This is a genomic window from Shinella oryzae (genome assembly GCF_023038235.1).
Taxonomy (GTDB): Bacteria; Pseudomonadota; Alphaproteobacteria; order Rhizobiales; family Rhizobiaceae; genus Shinella; species Shinella sumterensis.
This window is the reverse complement of sequence record NZ_CP081987.1, coordinates 2810054-2831287: the sequence shown is the minus strand read 5'-3', so window position 1 is coordinate 2831287 and position 21234 is coordinate 2810054. Positions and strand designations below refer to the sequence as shown.

Below are 21234 nucleotides of genomic sequence, written 5' to 3'. Positions count from 1 at the left end.
TGATCTAGATTCCTGTTTTTACCGCATTATCCGACGCCGAAGCGACTTCGCTTCGGCTGGAAATGCTCTAGCCGGACCCGCGCGGGAAGCGGACCGTCACGCGCAGCCCGCGATCGTTCTGACCGCTTTCCAGCGAAACCGCCGCGTCGAACAGTGCTGCGATCTCCTCGACGATCGGCAGGCCGAGGCCCATGCCCGGCGCGTCGCGGTGTTCGCCGCGCGAAAACCGCTGGCGCACGAGAGGCTGGCGTTCAGGCGGAATGCCGGGCCCGTTGTCCTCCACCGCAAGAAGCGCCGTATCCGCCACCTGGCGAACGCTGACCGTGACCTCCGCGCCGCGCCCGGCATAGGCGATGGCGTTTTCCACGAGGTTGCGCAGCAGTTCGCCGAACAGCAACGGCTCGGCGCGGGCGAGAACGGGACCGTCGCCCTCATAGCCGAGATCGATGCCGGCTTCGGCCGCCGACGGCACGCGGTCGGCCGTGAGTTGCTGGGCGAGGGCGGCGATGTCGATCGGCGCGGGGCGGCGCGGCTCGTTCGAACCGGCGGCGTCGACCTTCGCCATCAGCAGAAGCTGGGCGAGGATGCGTTCGGCATGGGCGACGGCGGCATCGCCCTTGCGCGCGGCCTCCTGGGCCTCCTCCAGCGTCGCGGCACGGCTCGCCAGCGCGAGCTGGGTGCGGATGATGGCGAGCGGCGTGCGCAGCTGATGGCTGGCATTGCCGGAAAAATGGCGCAGGGCATCGAGCGCGGATTGCAGGCGCACCATGAAGGAATTGACCGTGTCGACCAGCCCCTGCACCTCGCTCGGCACGCGCTGCTCGATGGGGTGGAGATCATCGGGGCTGCGCTCGGCGATGGCATCGCTCAGGCGATAGAGCGGCCGCAGCGACACGGTAACCGCAATCCACACGATGGCGGCCGCACCTGCGATCATCATGGCAAGACGGAGCGCCGAGCGGATGAGGATCGCCTGCGTCAGTTGCCGGCGGGCGATGGTGGTTTCGGCTACCGTGACCGCGAAGGGAACGGAATTGATGCCCGTCGAGGCCGAGCGGTGAAGCACGGCGATGCGGATCGGCTCGCCGCGGAAGGTGGCGTCCTCGAAGCCCATCGACTGGCCTTCCGCCTGGGGGATGGTGGGCAGGTTCTGGTAGCCGGTGATGAACTGGCCGGGCGGCCCGTCCACGCGGTAAAAGACGCGGTCCTGCGCCGCCGAGGTGAGCATTTCCAGCGCGACATAGGGGATGTCCACCTCCAGCGCGCCGTTTTCCGTCACCACGACGCGTTCGGCGATGGCAAGCGCTGAGCCGGCGAGCACGCGGTCGGAGACGGAATTCGCCGTCTTGACGGCCTCGCGGTAGGTGTCGATCAGGGCGATGACGCCGATCACGGCCGTGGAGACGAGCAGCCAGGCCAGCAGGCGGCGGCGCAGCGAGGAGGCGGGCAGGAGCGTCAAGCGACGGTCGCCTTGTCGAGATAGTAGCCGATGCCGCGGGCCGTGCGCACCGTCAGGCCATGCGGCGCGAGCCGTTTCCTGAGCCGGCTAACATATTGCTCGATGGCATTGGCCGAGAGATCGTCGTCGAAGGCGGCAAGCGACTGCATGATCGCCTCCTTCGCGACCACCTTGCCGGCGCGCAGGAAGAGAATTTCGAGCAGCCCGAGTTCGCGGGCGGGAATGTCGAGCGGCGCGCCATCGGCGGAAAAGGTGCGGGAATTGAGGTCGAACGCCACGCCGCCATAGGTGACGGCGGCGGACCGCAGCCCGGCCTGGCGGCGCAGCAGCATGCGCACGCGCGCTTCGAATTCCGAGATGTCGAAGGGCTTGATCATGTAGTCGTCGGCGCCGAGGTCGAGCCCGCGCACCCGCTCCTCCGGCGCGCCGCGGGCGGTGAGGATCATCACGGCCGCCTTGTTCTGGCGCGCGCGCATGGAGCGGAGAACGTCGAGCCCGTCCATTTCCGGCAGGGTCAGGTCGAGCACGACGAGATCGAAGTTTTCCGTTGCGATGGCCGCATCGGCGGACGCGCCGTCGCGCACCACATCCACGGCATGACCGGTGCCCTTGAGGATCGCGGACAGGCCGTCCGCCAGGGCTTCGTTGTCCTCGACCAGCAGAATGCGCACGTTTTGTCCTCCTGCGGCGAACTTAGCGGGCGGCGGCGGACTTGTGAACGGCCTTGCGCTTTGGCAAGGTCTCGCGATGCGCCTTGTCTTCGCCTTCCTGATGCTGCTTGCCATGATGCCGCGCGCCTTCGCGGAGGCTGCGCTGTTTCCGGCCCGGGACAGCAATGCGGATGCGCCGGTTCTCGTCGTCTATTCCTCGCTCGACGAGCCGCTCGCCCGGCCGATGATCGAGGGCTTCCAGGCGGCCAATCCGGATGTGGCGGTACGCTACGAGGAAATGCTGACCGGCGAGGTGCATGACCGGATCGTGCACGAGACCGATGCCGGCCGGAAGACCGCCGACTTCGCCTTCTCCTCGGCCATGGACCTGCAGGTGAAGCTGAGCAATGACGGCTATGCCCAGCGCAGCGACCTGCCGATGAGCGAGCAGTGGCCGCAATGGGCGAACTGGCGCAACACGGCTTATGCCTTGACCTTCGAGCCGGCCGTCTTCGTCTACCACAAGCCGAGCTTCAAGGGCCGCAAGCCGCCCGCCTCGCGCGCCGAATTCGTCGCATACCTGAAGAGCGAAGGCGAAGCGGTCTATGGCCGGATCGGCACCTACGATATCGAGCGCTCGGGCGTGGGCTTTCTCTTCATGGCGCGCGACCAGGAGCAGTTCGGCGATATCTGGACGGTCATCCGGGCGATGGGCGCGGCCGGCGTCAAGCTCTACTCCACCAGCTCGGCCATTCTCGAGCGTGTCGCGGACGGGCGGTTCGTGCTCGGCTACAACATTCTGGGCTCCTATGCGGCGGACTGGGCCTCGCGCAATCCCAATGTCGGTATCGTGCTGCCGAAGGACTATACCGTCGTCATGTCGCGCATCGGCCTCGTGCCGCAGGCCGCGGCGTCTCCCGAACTCGGCCGTCGCTACCTCGCCTTCTTCATGTCGAAGGAGGGGCAGGAAATCCTGTCGCGCGAATTGCAGATCGCGGCCGTCAGCCCGGAGGTTTCCGGCTCCAACACCGCGCGCACCATGCGGGCCCTGCTCGGCGCGCAGCTCAAGCCCGTGCCGGTCAGTCCCGGCCTGATGGTCTATCTCGACCAGGTGAAGCGGGCGCGGCTCATTGCCCGCTGGAACGACGTGCTGCGCATGCAATAGCGCGCCGAAAGGCGGTGCGCCGTCATGTCAGGTAGATGTCAGCTTCCTGTGTTGGCTTAGGGGTCTTCTCGTCCGTGGAGGCGGAGGGAAGACCGGGAGGAGAATTCCGTCGCAACGCGCCCGCCAGCGGGCGCATGCCGTTCGTGGCTGCGCGTGTCCTCTCGCCAAGCAACGATATGCGCGAAATCCGCGCCTGACGGAGGACAGACCCTTGAAACATTTCTTCCTGGCATCCCTTATCGCCGGCGCCATGGCGCTGCCGGCTGCGGCCGCCGATTACACGATCATCGCGCCGGCCGGCCCGGGCGGCGGCTGGGACCAGACGGCCCGCTCGATCCAGACCGTGCTGCAGGACGAGAAGATTTCCGGCAGCGTGCAGGTGGTGAACGTTCCGGGCGCCGGCGGCACGATCGGCCTTGCCCAGTTCGCCAGCCAGAACAGCGGCAATCCCAACGCACTCATCGTCGGCGGTTACGTCATGGTCGGCGCCATCCTCACCAACCAGTCGCCGGTGACGCTGAAGGACGTGACGCCGATCGCGCGCCTGACCGGTGAATACGAGGCGATCGTCGTTCCCGCCGCCTCGCCGATCCAGAACCTGGAAGACCTCGTCAAGGCGCTGAAGGCCGATCCGGGCGCGGTGTCCTGGGCGGGCGGGTCGGCCGGCGGTACGGACCACATCACGGCGGGCCTGATCGCCAAGGCGGCCGGCGTCGATCCGACCAAGATCAACTATGTCGCCTATGCCGGCGGCGGCGAAGCCCTTGCCGCGATCCTCGGCAACCAGGTGACGGCAGGCATTTCCGGCTATGGCGAGTTCGAGGCCCAGGTGAAGGCCGGCACGCTGCGGCTGATCGCCATTTCCAGCGCCGAGCGCATCGAAGGCATCGACGGGCCGACCCTCAAGGAAGGCGGCCTCGACGTCGTCGTGGAAAACTGGCGCATGGTCGCCGCTGCTCCCGGCCTTTCGGACGAGCAGGTCGCGACCATCAACGGCGACATCGAGACGATGGTGAAGTCCGCCGCCTGGCAGGACACGCTGAAGACCAAGGGCTGGCAGGACACCTATCTGGCCGGCGACGCCTTCAAGGAACAGCTCGACAAGGATGTGGCCGCGACCGAAAGCATCCTCAAGGACATCGGGCTCGTCAAATGAGCGAGGTCCCGTCCTCTCACGCAAAGCGCCGCCCCGACCGGGCGGCGCTGTTCATCGCGCCGGTCCTGTTCCTGCTTGCCTGCGTCATCTGGTGGGATGCCGGCCGGCTTGCGGAAGTGACCAACTATTCGCGCATCGGCCCCGCAACCGTGCCGCATGTCGTCGCCATCGGGTTGGCGCTGCTTGCCGTGTGGACGGCCTTCGAGGCCTGGCGCGGCGATTTTCCCGAGCGCGAACCCGTCGAGGTGCAACCGGTCGTGATGATCGTCGCGGGCCTCGCCGGACAGATGCTGCTTTTGAAGACCGCCGGCTTCTCCATCGCGACGGGCGTGCTCTTCGCGCTGACGGCGTTCGGTTTCGGCCGGCGCAAGCTCTGGATCTCCCTGCCGATCGGCATTGCGCTGAGCTTCGTCATCTATGTGATCTTCGGCCGCTTCCTGCAACTCTCGCTGCCCACCGGGCCGCTCGAACACCTGTTCTTCTGAGGGCCTGGCGATGAATACATTCGAATTCCTGCTGCAGGGGCTGATCATCGCCGCCCAGCCGATGAACCTGCTCTATGCGCTGATCGGCGTGACGCTCGGCACCGCCGTCGGCGTTCTGCCCGGCATCGGTCCGGCGCTGACGGTCGCCCTGCTTCTTCCCGTCACCTACAAGCTCGACCCGGCCGGTTCGCTCATCATGTTCGCCGGCATCTATTATGGCGGCATGTATGGGGGATCGACGACGTCGATCCTGCTCAACACGCCGGGGGAAAGCGCTTCCGTCGTCACCGCGCTCGAAGGCAACAAGATGGCGCGGGCGGGGCGCGGCGGCCCGGCGCTGGCGACGGCGGCCATCGGTTCCTTCGTCGCGGGCCTCATCGCCACGCTCGGCCTTGCCTTCATCGCGCCCTTCGTCGTGAAGTTCGCTCTCTCCTTCGGGCCGCGCGAATACTTCGCGCTGATGGTGCTCGCCTTCGTGACGGTGTCGGCGGCGTTCGGCGATTCCACCCTGCGCGGGCTGACGGCGCTCTTCGTCGGGCTCGGCCTTGCCGTCATCGGCATCGACCAGCAGACCGGGCAGGCGCGTCTTTCCTTCGGCGTTCCCGACCTGCTCGACGGTATCGAGGTGACGACGCTGGCCGTGGCGATGTTTGCCATCGGCGAGACGCTCTTTGTCGCCTGTCAGGGCAACCGCATCCCCGAGAAGGTGGAGGCGGTGAAGGGCTCTGTCTGGATGAACGCGCAGGACTGGGCACGCTCCTGGCAACCCTGGCTGCGCGGCACCGCCATCGGCTTTCCCATCGGCGCGATGCCGGCCGGCGGGGCGGATATTGCAAGCTTCCTGTCCTATTCCACGGAAAGGCAGTTTTCCGAGCACAAGGACGAGTTCGGCAAGGGGGCGATCGAGGGCGTGGCGGGGCCGGAAGCGGCCAACAACGCCTCGGCCGCGGGAACGCTGGTGCCGCTCCTGTCGCTCGGCCTGCCGACGACCGCGACGGCCGCCATCATGCTTGCCGGCTTCCAGCAATACGGCCTTCAGCCCGGCCCGCTGTTGTTTGCGACCAACCCGCAGCTCGTCTGGGGCCTGATCGCCAGCCTGCTCATCGCCAATTTCATGCTGCTGGTGCTGAACCTGCCGCTGATCGGCCTGTGGGTGAAGCTGCTGACCATTCCCAAGCCGTGGCTCTATGCCGGCATCCTGCTGTTTGCGACGCTCGGCACCATCGGCGCCAATCCATCGGTCTTCGAACTCGGCATGCTCCTGGTGTTCGGCCTGCTGGGCTTTGCCATGCGCATCTTCGGTTATCCGATCGCGCCTGTCGTCGTCGGCCTGATCCTGGGTCCCATGGCCGAGCAGCAGCTGCGCCGCGCGCTGGCGATCAGCCAGGGCGACGTGACGGCGCTCTTCATGTCGCCGATTGCCGCCGTGCTGTTCGGGCTCGCCCTGCTTGCGGTGCTCGTGCCGCTCGTTCTGCGGGCGCGGGGCAAGGGGGAAGTTCTCTCGCAGTTTGCCGCCAACGAAGACTGAAGTCTTTCGTCCATCGTTGAAAACAATCCAGGCCGGGAACCGCGTTTCCGGCCTGCGTCCGTTGCATGGCTGGGGTGAGAAAGCGTCTGTTGTACTTTCGCGCGAAAAGCCTCATCTATTGCACGTAAGCTAAAACAGAAAGCGAGCAATACAATGACTTCCCTCCGCAATTCCTTCGCCCAGGGCTTTTTCGGCCGGGCCTTCGCCGTGCTGAGCGCTGCCAACGCAGCCGCTGCCGCCGTGGAAGGGCACCGCCGCCCGAAGGAACGCGACCTGAAGACGCTGGGCATCAATCCCGCTGACTTCCCCCGCGTTTAACGCAGAAACAATTCCCGAATGAAAAGGCCCGCTGGTCGCAAGACCGGCGGGCCTTCTGTATTTGGCGTTGCTTTTCTCTCTACTTGAGAGAAGGCCGGCCGTCGGAACGGCCGGCCGCCGTCGTCAGGCGTTCTCGCCGAGCTGGGTTGCCACGCGGTCGGAGGCGGGGGCGTCGGCATGGTGGCCCAAAGCCTGTTCGCGCCTGTTGTAGCGGATCGAGGACCAGAGCGAGATGCCGATAAGCGTCGCGCCGCCCAGGCCAGTGATGACCTCGGGAATGTGCACCAGCGTCTGGCAGTACATGACTACCGACAGGATCAGGATCGCATAGAACGCGCCGTGCTCCAGATATCGGTATTCCGCAAGCGTGCCCTTCTCCACCAGCATGATGGTCATCGAGCGCACATACATGGCGCCGATGCCGAGACCGATGGCGATGATGAACAGGTTCTGGGTCAGCGCGAAGGCGCCGATGACGCCGTCGAAGGAGAAGCTGGCATCCAGCACTTCCAGGTAGATGAACGCGCCCAGGCCGCCCTTGGCGGCTTCCGACATCGCCTTCTGCGAGGCATCGAGCAGGCCGCCGATGACTTCCACCGCCAGGAAGGTCAGAAGACCGTAGATGGCGGAAAAGACGAAGGTGTTGGCATCCTCGCCGTCGAGCAGCCGTGAGAACAGAACGATGAGCAGCAGCACGAAGGCGATCTCGATGCCCTTGACGGTCGCCGAGCGGGCCATGTGCTTCTCGATGAAGCCGATCCAGTGCACGTCCTTCTCATGGTTGAAGAAGTAGGTGAGGCCGACCATCATCAGGAAGGTGCCGCCGAAGGCTGCGATGGGCAGGTGCGCATCGTTCATGATGCGGGCATATTCCGCAGGCTCGCGGGCAGCGAGGATGAGCGCGTCGATCGGGCCGATACCGGCTGCGATGACGACGATCAGAAGCGGGAAGACGATGCGCATGCCGAAGACGGCGATGAGAATGCCCCAGGTCAGGAACCGGCGTTGCCAGAGCGGCGTCATGTCCTTGAGCTTGTTGGCATTCACGATGGCGTTGTCGAAGGACAGCGAGATTTCAAGCACCGCGAGGACGGCGCAGATGAAGAAGACGGTCGCCATGCCGGCGAGCGTGCCTTCGGTCTGCCAGCCCAGCCATGCGCCGAGCGCGAGGCCGATGACGGTCGAGATCAGAGCCCATTTGAGATAGGAAAGTGTGGTCTTGCCTTCGCCGGTGCCGATCATGACAGCGCCTCCATCTTCATGGAGGTAAGCGAAGTGACGTTGCGCATACCACGACGGGCATGCGGGTGAGGCATGGTGAAAATAGTCATGTGCGTATGAATCCGCCGGCTGATTGCTGGCGGTACCGACATCACGAGAGCGCCGTAAAAACTCTCGCCAGAGGGGCCCGGCACCAGGGTTCGCCGCGGCAAACGATGTCAAAGGGCCGCGGGTAAGGCTGTTTTCACCGAAGTTGCCCTCCGCGTCAAGATGCAGCGTGCCGCAGGCCGACAAACGCGCCGTTGCGTCTTTCGTTCCCCGATTTTGCATCGGCACCCTGTACCAACGCCCCCGTCCATTCCTATATTCGCCGCACGCTGATTTGCCAGAAAGGAACTTCCATGACCGAAACGTCGATCGATCCCGCCCTCGTCGAGTGGACCGGCCTCAACGGCCTGCCGCGGTTCGATCTGGTCAAGGACGAGGCCTTCGCCGCAAGCTTCGATGCAGCACTTGCGGCCCATGAAGCGGAAATCGACGCGATCGCCAACAATCCCGACGTGCCGACCTTCGAGAACACGGTCGTGGCGCTGGAGATCGCCGGCGACGCGCTTTCGCGCGTTTCCGCGCTGTTCTGGAGCCGTGCGGGCGCCAACACCAACGACACGATCCAGGCCCTGGAACGGGAGATCGCGCCGAAGATGTCGCGCCACTATTCGAAGATCGGCACCAATGCCGCCCTCTTCAGGCGCATCGATGCGCTGTGGGAAGGGCGCGCCGGCCTCAATCTCTCGCTCGAGCAGCTGCGCGTGCTGGAGCGGCACTGGAAAGGCTTCGTGAAATCGGGCGCCAAGCTGGAGAAGGCCGATCAGGATCGGCTTTCCACGATCAACGAGACGCTGGCGGGGCTCGGCGCGAAATTCGGCCAGAACGTGCTTGCGGACGAAAAGAACTGGGTGCTGTTCCTCGACGAGGGCGAGGCGCTTGACGGCCTGCCGGACTTCCTGAAGGACGCGATGGCTGCGGCGGCCCGCGAACGCGGCGCGGAGGGGCGCTATGCCGTCACGCTGTCGCGCTCGATCATCGAGCCGTTCCTGACCTTTTCCGCCCGCCGGGAGCTGCGCGAGCAGGCGTTCCGGGCCTGGGTGGCGCGTGGCGAGAATGCCGGCGAGACGGACAATCGCGGCATCGTGACGGAAACGCTGGCGCTTCGTTCCGAAAAGGCGGGGCTGCTCGGCTACGAAAACTTTGCCGCCCTGAAGCTCGACAACACCATGGCCAAGACGCCCGAGGCGGTGAACGGGCTGCTCATGCAGGTCTGGGAGAAGGCCGTGGCGCGGGCGCGCGAGGAGGAAGCGGAACTGGCCGACCTCATCGCGGAGGAAGGGCGCAACCACGAGGTCATGCCGTGGGACTGGCGCTACTACGCCGAAAAGCTGCGCGCCAAGAAATTCAACTTCTCCGAGGCCGAGCTGAAGCCCTATCTCCAGCTGGAGAAGATCATCGACGCCTGCTTCGACGTCGCCGAGCGCCTGTTCGGCATTCGCGCCATCGAGAAGAAGGACGTGCCGGTCTATCATCCCGATGTGCGGGTCTTCGAGATCCGCGACCGGGACGACCGGCTGGTCGCCATGTTCCTGGGCGACTATTTCGCCCGCTCCTCGAAGCGGTCGGGCGCCTGGATGAGCTCCTACCAGAGCCAGCACCGCTTGCCGCTGCCGAACGGTTCGGTCGGCGAGATCCCGATCATCTACAATGTCTGCAATTTCGCCAAACCTGCAGAGGGCAAGCCGGCGCTCCTGTCGCTCGACGATGCGCGCACGCTGTTCCACGAATTCGGCCATGCGCTTCACGGCATGCTGTCCGATGTCACCTATCCCTCTGTCTCCGGCACCGGCGTTTCGCGCGATTTCGTGGAGCTGCCCTCGCAGCTTTACGAACACTGGCTGACGGTGCCGGAAATCCTGACGCGCTACGCCGTGCACTACCAGACCGGCGAGCCGATGCCGCAGGCGCTGCTCGACAAGGTACTTGCCGCCCGCACCTTCAATTCCGGTTTCGCGACGGTGGAGTTCACCTCCTCGGCGTTGGTCGACATGGCGTTCCACACCCGTGGACCGGTTGAAGACCCGATGGCCGTGCAGGGCGAGGTCTTGCAGACGATCGGCCTGCCGAAATCCATCGTCATGCGCCATGCCACGCCGCACTTCCAGCACGTCTTCTCCGGCGACGGCTACTCGGCCGGCTACTATTCCTACATGTGGTCGGAGGTGCTGGACGCCGATGCCTTCTCCGCCTTCACCGAGACGGGCGACGCCTTCAACCCGCAGATGGCGGCACGGCTGAAGACCTATATCTACTCCGTCGGCGGTTCGGTGGACCCCGAAGACGCCTACAAGGCCTTCCGCGGCAAGCTGCCGAGCCCCGAGGCCATGCTGGAGAAGAAGGGGCTGGCCGCTTAGGGGCGCTGTCGTTTGGGCGGGTGGCCCCCTCATCCGCCTGCCGGCACCTTCTCCCCGCGGGGGAGAAGGGGTTAAAATTGCGGCGCCTTCGTTCCCTTCTCCCCTCGGGGAGAAGGTGGCCCGATAGGGCCGGATGAGGGGGGCTGCGATGCAGGAGGCCCATCGCCGTCATCATCCCGTTACCGAACTTTCGGCGAACCGTCATCGTGCCGTTACCGTACTGACATGCCGAGGACCGAAGGTCTGCCCGTCGATTCGCGGGTATGGCCGGAGGTGGCATGGCGATTGTTCCGGAAACGCTGACGCGGCGGTCCTTTCTTCTGACCGCCGGGGCCGGTGCGCTTGCAACCTCCTCGGCGCTCGCCGTGCCCTTCTATGCGCGCCGGCATGGCAGCCCGTCCTTCTCGCATGGCGTACAGTCCGGTGACGTGGACTCAGCATCGGGCGTCGTGTGGACGCGCACGGATCGCCCGGCCGAGGTCTTGCTGGAATATGCGACGACCGAGAGCTTCACCGATGCGGCGCGCATGCCGCTGCTCAAGGCGACCGGTGCGTCCGACCACACGGTGAAGGCCCTGCTGCAGGGCCTGTTGCCGGACCAGGATATCTTCTATCGCTTCACGGCGAGCGACCCCGCTTCCAGCCATCTCGTCTCGGAGCCGATCGTCGGGCGCTTCCGCACCGCGCCGATGCGCAACCGCTCGGTGCGCTTCGTCTGGTCGGGCGATACGGCGGGGCAGGGCTGGGGCATCGACGATGTGGGCATGAAGACCTATTCGACCATGTTGCGCCACGAGCCCGACTTCTTCATCCATTCCGGCGACACGATCTATGCCGACGGGCCCATCCCCGACGAGATCACGCTGCGGGACGGCGGCGTGTGGAAGAACCGCATCGTCACCGACGAGAAGCGCGATGTGGCGCGCACGCTGGACGAATTCCGGGGCCAGTGGAAATACAATCTGCTCGACGATCACCTGCTCGCCTTCAACGCGCAGTGCCCGACCTTCTTCCAGTGGGACGATCATGAGGTGCTGAACAACTGGTCGGCGTCCAGCGACCTGACCGGCGACCGGCGCTATCCGGACAAGGACATCCACGTCTACGAGGCGTGCGCCAGGCAGGCGTTCCAGGAAATGACGACGATCCGCTACTGCGCGCAGGAGCCCGGCCGCATCTTCCGCAAGGTCGCCTATGGGCCGCTGCTCGACGTGTTCTTCGTCGACCTGCGCTCCTACCGCAGCGCCAACCGCTCCGCGACGGATCACGATCTCTTCGGCCCCCGGCAGGCGGCCTGGCTGCGCCGGGAACTGGCGGCGTCGCGCGCGACCTGGAAGGTCATCGCCTGCGACATGCCGCTCGGCCTCGTCATCTGGGACGATTACGCCAACAGCCTGGGATTCGAGGGCGTGGCGGACGGGCTGAACGGCCCGCCGGCGGGCCGCGAGCGCGACATCGCCGATCTTCTCACCTTCATGCGGGATAATGCGATCCACAATGTCGTGTGGCTGACGGCGGACGTGCATTATACCGCCGCCCACCATTACGATCCGTCGCGCGCCGTCTTCAAGGACTTCCTGCCGTTCTGGGAATTCGTGTCGGGGCCGCTGCATTCCGGCACCTACGGGCCGAAGCCGCTCGACCGGACCTTCGGGCCGGAGGTGCGGTTCATCAAGTCCTCGAAAGGCGGGATCGACAGCAACCTGCCGCCTTCCGCCGGCCTCCAGTTCTTCGGCCTCGTCGACATTCACGGCGCAAGCCGCGAGATGACGGTGCGGCTCATGGACAGGGAAGATCAGGAGCTCTGGCGCATCACGCTGCCGCCCGTGCTCGCCTCCTGACGGCGCGCGAATGCCGGAAATGCAACGGAGTTGCGGACCGCCCCTTTCGCAATTGCGGAAAAACATGTAAGAGCCCGCCCATTGAAGACGGTGCCCTCGTTTTGCGCGCGCCCCTTAACCTCAGAGATTAAACCATGTCCATCCGCAATATCGCGATCATCGCGCACGTCGACCATGGCAAGACCACGCTCGTCGACGAGCTCCTGAAGCAGTCCGGCTCGTTCCGTGAAAACCAGCGCGTCGCCGAACGCGTCATGGACTCCAACGACATCGAAAAAGAACGCGGCATCACCATTCTCGCCAAGGCCACCTCGGTCGAGTGGAAGGGTGTCCGCATCAACATTGTCGACACGCCCGGCCACGCCGACTTCGGCGGCGAAGTCGAGCGCATCCTCTCGATGGTGGACGGCGCGATCGTTCTCGTCGACTCGTCGGAAGGCCCGATGCCGCAGACCAAGTTCGTGGTCGGCAAGGCGCTCAAAGTCGGCCTCAAGCCGATCGTCGCCATCAACAAGATCGACCGTCCGGACGGCCGTCACGAGGAAGTGCTGAACGAGGTCTTCGACCTTTTCGCCAATCTCGACGCCACCGACGAGCAGCTCGACTTCCCGATCCTCTACGGTTCGGGCCGTAACGGCTGGATGAACGTCAATCCCGAGGGGCCGCAGGACGAAGGCATGGCGCCGCTGCTCGACCTCGTGCTCAAGCACGTGCCGGAGCCGACGGTTGCCGAAGGCCCGTTCCGCATGATCGGCACGATCCTGGAGGCCAGCCCCTTCCTCGGCCGCATCATCACCGGCCGCATCCATTCCGGCTCGATCAAGCCGAACCAGTCCGTCAAGGTTCTCGGCCAGGACGGCCAGCTGATCGAAAACGGCCGTATCTCGAAGATCCTCGCCTTCCGCGGCATCGAGCGCACGGCGATCGAAGAGGCCCATGCTGGCGACATCGTCGCCATTGCCGGCCTCACCAAGGGTACGGTCGCCGACACGTTCTGCGATCCGTCCATCACGGAAGCGCTGAAGGCGCAGCCGATCGACCCGCCGACCGTCACCATGTCCTTCATCGTCAACGACAGCCCGCTGGCCGGCACGGAAGGCGACAAGGTCACGAGCCGCGTCATCCGCGACCGCCTGTTCAAGGAAGCGGAAGGCAACGTTGCGCTGAAGATCGAGGAGTCCGGCGACAAGGATTCGTTCTTCGTTTCCGGCCGCGGCGAACTTCAGCTGGCGGTTCTCATCGAGACCATGCGCCGCGAAGGCTTCGAGCTTGCCGTGTCGCGTCCGCGCGTCGTCATGCACAAGGACGAGGCGACCGGCCAGATGCTGGAGCCGATCGAAGAAGTCGTCATCGACGTCGATGAAGAGCATTCCGGCGTCGTCGTGCAGAAGATGTCCGAGCGCAAGGCCGAGATGGTCGAGCTTCGTCCGTCGGGCGGCAACCGCGTCCGCCTCGTGTTCTTCGCGCCGACGCGCGGCCTGATCGGCTACCAGTCGGAACTGCTGACGGATACCCGCGGCACGGCGATCATGAACCGCCTGTTCCACGACTACCAGCCCTACAAGGGCGAGATCGGCGGCCGCGTCAACGGCGTGCTGCTCGCCAACGAAGCCGGCGAAGCCGTGGCCTATGCGCTCTTCAACCTCGAAGATCGCGGCCCGATGGTCATCGACGCGGGCGAAAAGGTCTATATGGGCATGATCGTCGGCATCCACTCGCGCGACAACGATCTGGAAGTGAACGTGCTGAAGGGCAAGAAGCTCACCAACATCCGCGCCGCCGGCAAGGATGAAGCCGTGCGCCTGACGCCGCCGATCAAGATGACGCTCGAGCGCGCACTGTCCTGGATCCAGGACGACGAACTCGTCGAGGTGACGCCGAAGTCGATTCGCCTGCGCAAGCTGCATCTCGACGCCAATGACCGCAAGCGATTCGAAAAGCAGCGGTCGGCCGGCGCCGCCTGATCGCCCATTCCCGTATCGGAACACATTGGACCCCGGCCTTCGCGCCGGGGTTTTTCATGTGTGTGCCGTCTTTTTACGGCTTGTGACGCTTGTTAAAAATGCGTTAACTTTTCCATGCGCCGTCCGGAACTCGGCTGTGGGCAATGCATGCCTTCAGGTCCTGCGGGATTCCGGTGGAGTCGGTGCAGGAATATGAGTGGTGTTATGAAGACACTGTCGATCGACGTGCGGCGCGCCGAGCCGCAGGACGCACGCGCGATATCCGAAACGCATCGGATCTCGTGGCTGCAAGCCTATGCCGGCCTCATCCCGCACAAGCCGCTGATCCAGATGGTCGACCGACGCGGCGAGACGTGGTGGCGCAAGGCGACCCGTGGCCCGGCCACGCTGCTCGTGCTGGATGTCGCCGGAACGGTCGCGGGCTATGCCACGCTCGGCCTCAACCGCGCCCGTGCGCTCCCCCAGGAAGGGGAAATCTACGAAATCTACCTGCGGCCGGAATATCAGGGCATCGGCCTTGGCCGGCAGCTTTTCGGCGAGGCGAAGCTGTTGCTCAAGTCGCTGGGCTGCAAGGGCCTCATCGTCTGGTGCCTGGAAGACAGTGAACACGCCTATCGCTTTTTCCGCTCCTCCGGCGGTCGCGATATCGCCGAGGGCATGGAGAATTTCGGCGAGAAGGACCTCAAGAAGGTCGGCTTCGTCTGGCCCTAGGCGGTGGCTATTGCACGGCGTCGGGCAGATAGCGCATCGGCTGTTCTGAGAACTTCCCCTGTTTGCCGCGCCATTGCGGCTGCGACGTTCCGCAAATGAAACCGGCGGCCTTTTCGTCCGCGATTTCGCGGGCCAGCGCGTTGGCGTCCTTGTTTTCGAGCGCATCGACATAGCCCACGACGCAGCTTCTCGGGTTCTTTGCCGTCGCGATCGTGGAGACGACGAGGATCTGGCCGTAGCGGGTATCGGTGCTGTCGGTCTGCTCGGGGTCGGCCACGAACCAGCGCGCGATGGCGGCGATCGGCGTGCCGTCGGCGCCAAGCCGCCACTCGATCTTGGCACCCGTATGGTTGAACGGCCCGAAGGTCTCGAAGGCCTGGTCGAGATAGGGCTTTCCGATCGGCCCATAGGCCTGACTCTGGCGCAGGTCGCCCTCCTTGAAATAGACGGGGAGGTCCTTGTAGCCGGCGCATTGCAGCGTGACGCTCGGCCCTTCATCCTCCTGCGCAATCGTCTTGCAGGCATCGAGATTGCGGTCCGTATAGGCGCTTTCGTTGGCGCTCGCGCCAGCGGCATGGCCGAAGACGAGAGCGGCGGAAAGAAGAAGGGGCGTCAGGCGCATGGGGATCCTCCGGTCATGGGGGAAGACGGGGCATGGACCCGGTCTATTCGGCTTGGGCGAAAGTCATGTTGCGCCGCAGCGGGATTCGCATTAGGAAGCCCGCAAATCATTGCTTTTCCAATCAAGGGAGCCCCCATGCGTATCGATGCGATTTCCGTTGGCAAGAACCCGCCTGATGACGTGAACGTGATTGTCGAGGTGCCGGTCGGCGGTCATCCGATCAAGTACGAAATGGACAAGGATGCCGGCGCACTCGTCGTCGACCGCTTCCTTTATACGCCGATGACCTATCCGGGCAATTACGGCTTCGTGCCGCACACGCTGTCCGAAGACGGCGACCCGATCGACGTTCTCATCTGCAACACGCGTCCGCTCATCCCCGGCTGCGTCATCAACGTACGTCCGATCGGCGTCATGGTCATGGAAGACGATGGCGGCCAGGACGAGAAGATCATCGCCGTTCCGGTGCCGAAGCTGACGCGCCGCTACGACAAGGTCGAGAACTATACCGACCTGCCGGAAATCACGCTGAAGCAGATCGAGCACTTCTTCGAGCACTACAAGGATCTGGAGCCCGGCAAGTGGGTGAAGATCGGTGGCTGGCAGGACGTGACCGTGGCCAAGAAGCTGATCCTCGAAGCCGTCGAGCGCTACAACGCGCAGAAGTAAGCTCAGCGCCGCACGGCGGCGTCCAGCCTCAAGACGATATCCTCCGGGTCGCCCTCGATCCGGAGGATTTTCTTTCTCTGGGTATCGCCGCTCACCAGGCTGACGGCGGATTTCGCCACGCCTGCGGCCTTGGCGACAAGAGCGATCAAAGCCTTGTTGGCCTTGCCCTTGTCGGGCGGATCGCTGACCCGTGCCTTGAGGTAGCTTTCGCCATCGGCGCCGGTTTCCCAGCCGTCGACGGCATCGCGCCCGCCGTTCGGCGTCAGCCGCACCGACAGGCGCACATGGTCGTCATGGCGCCGGATCGCGGCGCCCGGCGCGGTCGTCACGGAATCAGGAGAGGAGAGCCGGGGCCAGCACCGTGCGGATCACCTGCTCCAGGAAGAACAGGATGACGAGCACGACGAGCGGCGACAGATCCACGCCGCCGAAATTGGGCAGCACGCGGCGAATGGGCCGGTAGATCGGTTCGGTCAGCTGGTAAAGCGAGCGGCCGATGGTGGCGATGACCTGATTGTTCGTGTTGATCACGTTGAACGCATAGAGCCAGGAGAAGATCGCCGAGGCGATCACCAGGAACCAGGCGATATTGATGATGAACAATAGGGTGTTGATGACCGCTATCATTGATGTCTCCAAATGGTTTTCGTGCTGACATGTAGCCATTGCGGGCCCAGCCAGCAAGGCCGGCGCCGGACGCTGCGGCAACATGTTTAACACGGGCGATCAATCCTCGTGGAAGACCCTTTCCAGGAAGGCGGTCATCCAGAGCCGCAGGGCGGCGTCGTGCAGCAGGCGGCCGTGGAGATGGAGGCTGCCTACCTGCGCGCCCGGCAGCTCGAAACGATGCGCGCCGTGCACGACCCAGCGGTGCATCATGGCCAGTGTCAGCTCGCCGTGGAACTGGATGCCCCAGGCATTGTCGGCGTAACGGAAGGCCTGGTTCTCGTAGTGATGGCCCGTGGCAAGCAGGGTGGCGCCGGACGGCAGGTCGAAGCCCTCGCGGTGAAACTGGTAGACCATGTCGGGCCAGGGCATCAGGGCGGTGCCGGCCTGCGTGGCATTCAGCGGATACCAGCCGATTTCCGTCCAGCCATCGCTATGGCCGAAAACCCTGCCGCCCAGCTGGCGCACGAGCATCTGCGCGCCAAGGCAGATGCCCAGGAAGGGGCGGTTCTCGCGCAGCGGAACGGCGAGCCAGTCGACTTCGTCACGGATATAGGGCTCGTCGTCATTGGCACTCATCGGCCCGCCGAAGACGACGGCGCCGGCATGATGGGCAAGCGTTGCCGGCAGCGGATCGCCGAGCACCGGGCGGCGGATATCCAGCGCGTGGCCCATGCTTTCCAGGATCTGCCCCACACGGCCGGGGCTCGATCTCTCCTGGTGCAGCACCACGAGAACCGGGCGCTTGCGCGGCGGGAAATTGGACAGGTCAGGCATGGTTCAGGTTTCGCCGGCCTCCACGTGCGCCGCTTGTGCGCCGGCGCGCTGGGCCGCTTCCTGCCGCTTCATGATGCGTTCGCGGCCGGAGACACCGAGCAGGTCGGCGATGCGCCAAATGGCGTGATCCTCCATCTCGCTGCGCTCGCCATCCGCATAGACGATTTCCCAGAGCAGGCCGATCAAACCGATGCGCTGTTCTTCCGAAAGCTGCCGCTTCAGCTCCGAGGTGAAGTGGAAGAAATCGATGGCCTCGCTTTCGGCGTCGGCGCCGGCGGCGACAAGCGCATCCAGTTCCTTCTCATCGATATCGTAATAGTCCTTGAAGCGGGCGCGCAGGGCGGCCTTCTCGACATCCAGCACCTTGCCGTCGGCTTCCATCACCTGGATGCAGAGCGCCATGACCGCCACGCGCGGGTCATCGACGGCAAAGGCTCGCTTGTCGTCTCCGCCGGAAAGGCTCGCCAGAAAGTGCTGCAGGCGTTCGAACATCTGCTATCAGCCCCATTGTCGCAAGGCCCTGTCCGCTTCTTGCGACAGGCGCCCATCCTGTTGTCATGTTCGTCGCCCGCCCTCGACCCGGCAGACTTCGCCTTCTAGAACAGCCTGAACCCGCTCGTGCCGTCACGCTTGAGCGCGCCTTCCTTGACGCCCGGATCATCCGGCAGGCCGTAGAAGGGACGTTCTTCCGGCTCGACCGGTGCCGGCTTTGCCTTTTCAGGGGCGGTCTCCGTTCTAGTGCTCTTCACCGTGACCGGTTCGACCACTGTTTCGGCGACAACGACGGGTTTCTCGGGCTCGGTCTTCGCGACGGTCACGACGTTCTCGACGACCGCGACGGGTTTCGTCTCGATTGCGAGCGGAGGAAGGGTGCGGATCGCCTCCTCGACGGAATTGGCGGCGCCGTCTTCGACAGGCGCCTGCAATTCGCTGACCGGTGTCTTCCATTCGAAGGCATCGAGGCGGCCCGTGACGGGCGAGACGGCGCGCCATTCCGGCGATGTGATGCCATCGGCGGTCCAGGCCGGATCGCGCGGCGCCTTCAGCGCCTGGTTCATCCAGTGGCGGATACGGCCCTGATCGCCGGTCTCGGCATCCTCGATATCGGCCAGGAGAAGGAAGACGCTTTCGCGCGGCGAAAGCCGTGCCGAGGCTTCGGCCTTGGCGCGGGCAAGCGGGAAGTTGCGCGTTTCCAGCGCGGCCTCGGCCACGACATAGAGCGCCTCGGCATTGTTGGGGCGCAGCGCCTCCAGCTTTTCCGCGCGCTTCAGGCGATCGGTGGCCGAATCGCCGCTGCGGGCGCGGACATAGAGCTTGGCCACGTCGGCATGCGCCGTCGCCTTCCAGAGCTTTTCGAGGATGCCGGCCGCCTTGCGCAGGTTGTCTTCGCGCAGATAGGCCTTGGCCTCGATCAGGCCGGCGGGAACGAAGGTCTCGTCCAGCTTCAGCGCCTGGTGGGCATCCTCGCGCGCACCCTTCGGGTCGGCGTCCAGCTTGTCGGCAGCGCGGGCGGTGAGCAGCACGGCCTTGCGGCGGGCGAAGGTCTTCTTGTCCTCCGGCGAGCCGGAGCGGCCATCGCCGAGCAGTTTCAGCGCCTCGTCCCAATCGCCCGCTTCCGAGCGATATTCCAGCGCGGCTTCCGTCGCCCAGGGAAGCTGCGGTGCCTTTTCGGCGGCACGCTCGGCATATTGCCGCGCCGCCTCGTTGGCGCCGAGCCGCCGGGCTTCGAGATAGAGGCCGCGCAGGCCGAGTTCGCGCGTTTCCGGGTCATCGGCCATGAGCTCGAACGTCTTGCGCGCGTCGTCATAGCGGCCCTCGATCATCGCGGCCTGCGCTTCGAGCAGGTGGATGAGCGGTTCCTGGTCGGCGCTGAGCAGGCCCCTGGTGCGCGACAGCATCTTGCGGGCACCGGCGGCATCGCCGGCGCCGGCGGCGATCAGGCCGGTCGACAGCGCCTGATAGCCGCGGTCGCGCTTGCGGGCGCGGAAATAGCGCTGGATGGAGTGCGGCGAGGTCCAGACGACCCGCACCAGCCACCAGCAGAACATCACGGCCGCGATCAACGAGACGACGAGCGTCGCCGCCACCATCAGGCTCATATCGGCGCGCTGGCCCTGCCAGATGATGGAGAGTTCGCCCGGACGATCGGCGAGCCAGGCAAAGCCGGCAGCAAGCGCGAGGACGAAGAGAGCGAAAACGAGTATGCGGATCATGAAGCTTCTCCCGTCAGCCCTGTTTCGCCGTGGCGTTGAGCGCACCGGACACGACGTTGCCGATCAGCGCCTCGACCGTGACGCGCTCGTCGAGCTTGCGCTTGTAATCCGCGCCGGCGGCCTGGCCCTTTTCCGGCAGGGTCTGCCATTCGATCTGCGCGCCCTTGAAATCGCCGTTCTGCAGCTTGTTTTCGATACGGGCGACGACGGCCTCGGGGCTGTCGCCCTCGATGCTGCCGACCGGGCGAACGCGGATGGCCGAAGCGGCGCTCGCCATCAGGCGGCTCATGATGCCCTGGTCGCCGTCCGGCTGGTGCACCGCGTCGAGAATGGCATCGGCCGTCTTCTGGAAATCGGCGGCGAGGTCGGCGCGCGACGCGACGCCCACGGCGGCATGGGCGCGCAGGCCCGCGATGGACGGATCGTCCGGCGCGACGCTGGCAAAGGCCTCCAGCTCCGCAAGATAGGGGCCGCCGCGATCGATGGCGGTCTTGAGCGCACTCGCCGCCACGGCCTTGGCCATTTCGATATCGCTGCGCGGCGCGTCGAGCTTCTGTTCGGCGGCAGCGATGCGTTCAGTCAGCTGGCTTTCGGTGGTGCCCACCGCCTCGCTGGTGCGGGCGATCTGGTCACGCAGGCCGGCAAGCTCGCTGTTCAGCCGCGTCACGTCGCCTTCGAGCTTCGTCACGCTTTCCGGGGCCGCGCCGGATGCGCCACCACCTTCGGCGGTGGATTTTTCCAGGGCTGCGAGGCGGGTTTCGAGCGGCTGGAGGTCGACCGGGGCGGCCGACGGGGTTTCCGCCAACCGGGCCTTCAGCGCCTCGACCTCGTTCGCCAGGCTCGAAAGGGCGGCATCGTCGCCGGCGCGTTCGGGGCCGGGCGCGGGCAGATAGCCGCCATATTGCAGGCTGCCGGCGCCGACGAGCGCGATGAGGCCGCCGAGAATGCCAGCGGCCAGCGTGCCGGCATTGCCGCGCTGCGGAGGCGGCGGCGTCTCGACGCGCACGGGCTCCTCATAGGTGGGGCGGGCGGGCTCGACCGGCTCGTCCTTCTGGTCTTCCTGCTCGGGGGGCGTCTCGGAAGCGGTTTCCGCGGCCGGCGTCGTCTCTTCCGCTGCAGGTTCTTCAGCGGCCTGCCGCGTCTCCTCGCCGCTGGCGGGAACGGCTTCGAGATCGATCGTCACGGGTTCGTCGCCGCTCTTCTTGCGACGGGACGGGTTTTCCGGTTCCATGGCGACCTCCTTGCCTTCATGTGCACTGCACTAAAGGTAGACAGGGATGGCGGGGAGGGAAAGACCCCGCCGGCAAATTCATCCGCCGCGGCGCTG

Annotated in this window: 20 protein-coding genes; 10 read left to right on the top strand and 10 right to left on the bottom strand. The window is 65.3% G+C overall.

The features are described 5' to 3' along the window. Positions 1 to 67: 67 nt before the first annotated feature. On the bottom strand, positions 68 to 1450 hold the full coding sequence (locus K6301_RS13825; RefSeq protein ID WP_425475401.1) for a sensor histidine kinase: 1383 nt from the start codon (positions 1448 to 1450) through the stop codon (positions 68 to 70). Between the two features lie 5 nt (positions 1451 to 1455). Further along, positions 1456 to 2130 carry a response regulator gene (locus K6301_RS13820; RefSeq protein ID WP_134649296.1) on the bottom strand — a complete coding sequence of 225 codons (675 nt, stop codon included), beginning with the start codon at positions 2128 to 2130 and terminating at the stop codon, positions 1456 to 1458. Between the two features lie 100 nt (positions 2131 to 2230). Between K6301_RS13820 and K6301_RS13815 the strand changes: the two genes are divergently transcribed. The 5 genes from K6301_RS13815 to K6301_RS13795 all read left to right on the top strand — a co-directional run bounded on the left by K6301_RS13815 (position 2231) and on the right by K6301_RS13795 (position 6761). Further along, positions 2231 to 3274, top strand: coding sequence for an ABC transporter substrate-binding protein (locus K6301_RS13815; RefSeq protein WP_247220621.1), 1044 nt, complete (start codon positions 2231 to 2233; stop codon positions 3272 to 3274). 211 nt (positions 3275 to 3485) lie between these two features. After that, on the top strand, positions 3486 to 4430 hold the full coding sequence (locus tag K6301_RS13810; protein WP_247217721.1) for a Bug family tripartite tricarboxylate transporter substrate binding protein: 945 nt from the start codon (positions 3486 to 3488) through the stop codon (positions 4428 to 4430). Next, a complete protein-coding gene (locus K6301_RS13805) occupies positions 4427 to 4915 on the top strand; it encodes a tripartite tricarboxylate transporter TctB family protein (protein WP_134649299.1) in 489 nt (162 codons plus the stop codon). Before K6301_RS13810 ends, K6301_RS13805 begins: the two co-directional genes overlap by 4 nt. A 10-nt stretch (positions 4916 to 4925) precedes the next feature. Further along, on the top strand, positions 4926 to 6443 hold the full coding sequence (locus K6301_RS13800) for a tripartite tricarboxylate transporter permease (protein ID WP_247217719.1): 1518 nt from the start codon (positions 4926 to 4928) through the stop codon (positions 6441 to 6443). A gap of 153 nt (positions 6444 to 6596) precedes the next feature. Further along, a complete protein-coding gene (locus K6301_RS13795) occupies positions 6597 to 6761 on the top strand; it encodes a hypothetical protein (RefSeq protein ID WP_247217717.1) in 165 nt (54 codons plus the stop codon). A gap of 123 nt (positions 6762 to 6884) precedes the next feature. On the opposite strand, the gene K6301_RS13790 is transcribed toward K6301_RS13795, so the two are convergent. Then, positions 6885 to 8204, bottom strand: coding sequence for a DUF475 domain-containing protein (locus tag K6301_RS13790; protein WP_425475400.1), 1320 nt, complete (start codon positions 8202 to 8204; stop codon positions 6885 to 6887). 179 nt (positions 8205 to 8383) lie between these two features. Here K6301_RS13790 and K6301_RS13785 point away from each other — a divergent pair, with 179 nt between their 5' ends. From K6301_RS13785 to K6301_RS13770, 4 genes are all read left to right on the top strand, one after another. Continuing rightward, positions 8384 to 10444 (top strand): M3 family metallopeptidase, encoded by a 2061-nt coding sequence (locus tag K6301_RS13785; protein ID WP_247217713.1) that lies wholly within the window; start codon positions 8384 to 8386, stop codon positions 10442 to 10444. 278 nt (positions 10445 to 10722) lie between these two features. Further along, entirely contained in the window at positions 10723 to 12285 is a 1563-nt protein-coding gene (locus tag K6301_RS13780; RefSeq protein ID WP_247217711.1) for an alkaline phosphatase D family protein, read from the top strand. A 134-nt stretch (positions 12286 to 12419) separates the two neighbouring features. After that, positions 12420 to 14249, top strand: coding sequence for a translational GTPase TypA (gene typA, locus K6301_RS13775; protein WP_247217709.1), 1830 nt, complete (start codon positions 12420 to 12422; stop codon positions 14247 to 14249). Between the two features lie 204 nt (positions 14250 to 14453). Then, positions 14454 to 14960: a GNAT family N-acetyltransferase gene (locus K6301_RS13770; protein WP_134649305.1), complete on the top strand. Its 507-nt coding sequence runs from the start codon at positions 14454 to 14456 to the stop codon at positions 14958 to 14960. Between the two features lie 7 nt (positions 14961 to 14967). Here K6301_RS13770 and K6301_RS13765 read toward each other — a convergent pair whose 3' ends face one another. Then, the gene (locus K6301_RS13765; RefSeq protein WP_247217707.1) at positions 14968 to 15582 is read right to left on the bottom strand and encodes a hypothetical protein; all 615 of its coding nucleotides are present in this window, start codon (positions 15580 to 15582) and stop codon (positions 14968 to 14970) included. Positions 15583 to 15717: 135 nt separating this feature from the next. On the opposite strand from K6301_RS13765, the gene ppa reads away from it, so the two are divergent. Next, the gene (ppa, locus tag K6301_RS13760; protein WP_134649307.1) at positions 15718 to 16251 is read left to right on the top strand and encodes an inorganic diphosphatase; all 534 of its coding nucleotides are present in this window, start codon (positions 15718 to 15720) and stop codon (positions 16249 to 16251) included. A 2-nt stretch (positions 16252 to 16253) separates the two neighbouring features. Here ppa and K6301_RS13755 read toward each other — a convergent pair whose 3' ends face one another. The 6 genes from K6301_RS13755 to K6301_RS13730 form a co-directional block, all read right to left on the bottom strand. Further along, positions 16254 to 16580, bottom strand: coding sequence for a DUF167 domain-containing protein (locus K6301_RS13755; protein ID WP_247217705.1), 327 nt, complete (start codon positions 16578 to 16580; stop codon positions 16254 to 16256). A gap of 4 nt (positions 16581 to 16584) precedes the next feature. After that, positions 16585 to 16878: a YggT family protein gene (locus tag K6301_RS13750; protein ID WP_134649308.1), complete on the bottom strand. Its 294-nt coding sequence runs from the start codon at positions 16876 to 16878 to the stop codon at positions 16585 to 16587. A 99-nt stretch (positions 16879 to 16977) separates the two neighbouring features. Continuing rightward, the gene (locus K6301_RS13745) at positions 16978 to 17694 is read right to left on the bottom strand and encodes a glutamine amidotransferase (RefSeq protein WP_247217703.1); all 717 of its coding nucleotides are present in this window, start codon (positions 17692 to 17694) and stop codon (positions 16978 to 16980) included. Between the two features lie 3 nt (positions 17695 to 17697). Next, positions 17698 to 18186: a tellurite resistance TerB family protein gene (locus K6301_RS13740; protein ID WP_247217701.1), complete on the bottom strand. Its 489-nt coding sequence runs from the start codon at positions 18184 to 18186 to the stop codon at positions 17698 to 17700. A 104-nt stretch (positions 18187 to 18290) separates the two neighbouring features. After that, positions 18291 to 19907 (bottom strand): heme biosynthesis protein HemY, encoded by a 1617-nt coding sequence (locus K6301_RS13735; protein ID WP_247217698.1) that lies wholly within the window; start codon positions 19905 to 19907, stop codon positions 18291 to 18293. Positions 19908 to 19920: 13 nt separating this feature from the next. Further along, the gene (locus tag K6301_RS13730; protein WP_247217697.1) at positions 19921 to 21138 is read right to left on the bottom strand and encodes a COG4223 family protein; all 1218 of its coding nucleotides are present in this window, start codon (positions 21136 to 21138) and stop codon (positions 19921 to 19923) included. Positions 21139 to 21234 lie beyond the last annotated feature (96 nt).

Bases quoted from the DNA above. Each gene is read 5' to 3' on its own strand.
- K6301_RS13815 (WP_247220621.1), top strand. From the start codon at position 2,231: ATGCTGCTTGCCATGATGCCGCGCGCCTTCGCGGAGGCTGCGCTGTTT.
- K6301_RS13805 (WP_134649299.1), top strand. From the start codon at position 4,427: ATGAGCGAGGTCCCGTCCTCTCACGCAAAGCGCCGCCCCGACCGGGCG.
- K6301_RS13800 (WP_247217719.1), top strand. From the start codon at position 4,926: ATGAATACATTCGAATTCCTGCTGCAGGGGCTGATCATCGCCGCCCAG.
- K6301_RS13795 (WP_247217717.1), top strand. From the start codon at position 6,597: ATGACTTCCCTCCGCAATTCCTTCGCCCAGGGCTTTTTCGGCCGGGCC.
- K6301_RS13785 (WP_247217713.1), top strand. From the start codon at position 8,384: ATGACCGAAACGTCGATCGATCCCGCCCTCGTCGAGTGGACCGGCCTC.
- K6301_RS13780 (WP_247217711.1), top strand. From the start codon at position 10,723: ATGGCGATTGTTCCGGAAACGCTGACGCGGCGGTCCTTTCTTCTGACC.
- typA (WP_247217709.1), top strand. From the start codon at position 12,420: ATGTCCATCCGCAATATCGCGATCATCGCGCACGTCGACCATGGCAAG.
- K6301_RS13770 (WP_134649305.1), top strand. From the start codon at position 14,454: ATGAAGACACTGTCGATCGACGTGCGGCGCGCCGAGCCGCAGGACGCA.
- K6301_RS13765 (WP_247217707.1), bottom strand. From the start codon at position 15,582: ATGCGCCTGACGCCCCTTCTTCTTTCCGCCGCTCTCGTCTTCGGCCAT.
- ppa (WP_134649307.1), top strand. From the start codon at position 15,718: ATGCGTATCGATGCGATTTCCGTTGGCAAGAACCCGCCTGATGACGTG.
- K6301_RS13750 (WP_134649308.1), bottom strand. From the start codon at position 16,878: ATGATAGCGGTCATCAACACCCTATTGTTCATCATCAATATCGCCTGG.
- K6301_RS13745 (WP_247217703.1), bottom strand. From the start codon at position 17,694: ATGCCTGACCTGTCCAATTTCCCGCCGCGCAAGCGCCCGGTTCTCGTG.
- K6301_RS13740 (WP_247217701.1), bottom strand. From the start codon at position 18,186: ATGTTCGAACGCCTGCAGCACTTTCTGGCGAGCCTTTCCGGCGGAGAC.
- K6301_RS13735 (WP_247217698.1), bottom strand. From the start codon at position 19,907: ATGATCCGCATACTCGTTTTCGCTCTCTTCGTCCTCGCGCTTGCTGCC.
- K6301_RS13730 (WP_247217697.1), bottom strand. From the start codon at position 21,138: ATGGAACCGGAAAACCCGTCCCGTCGCAAGAAGAGCGGCGACGAACCC.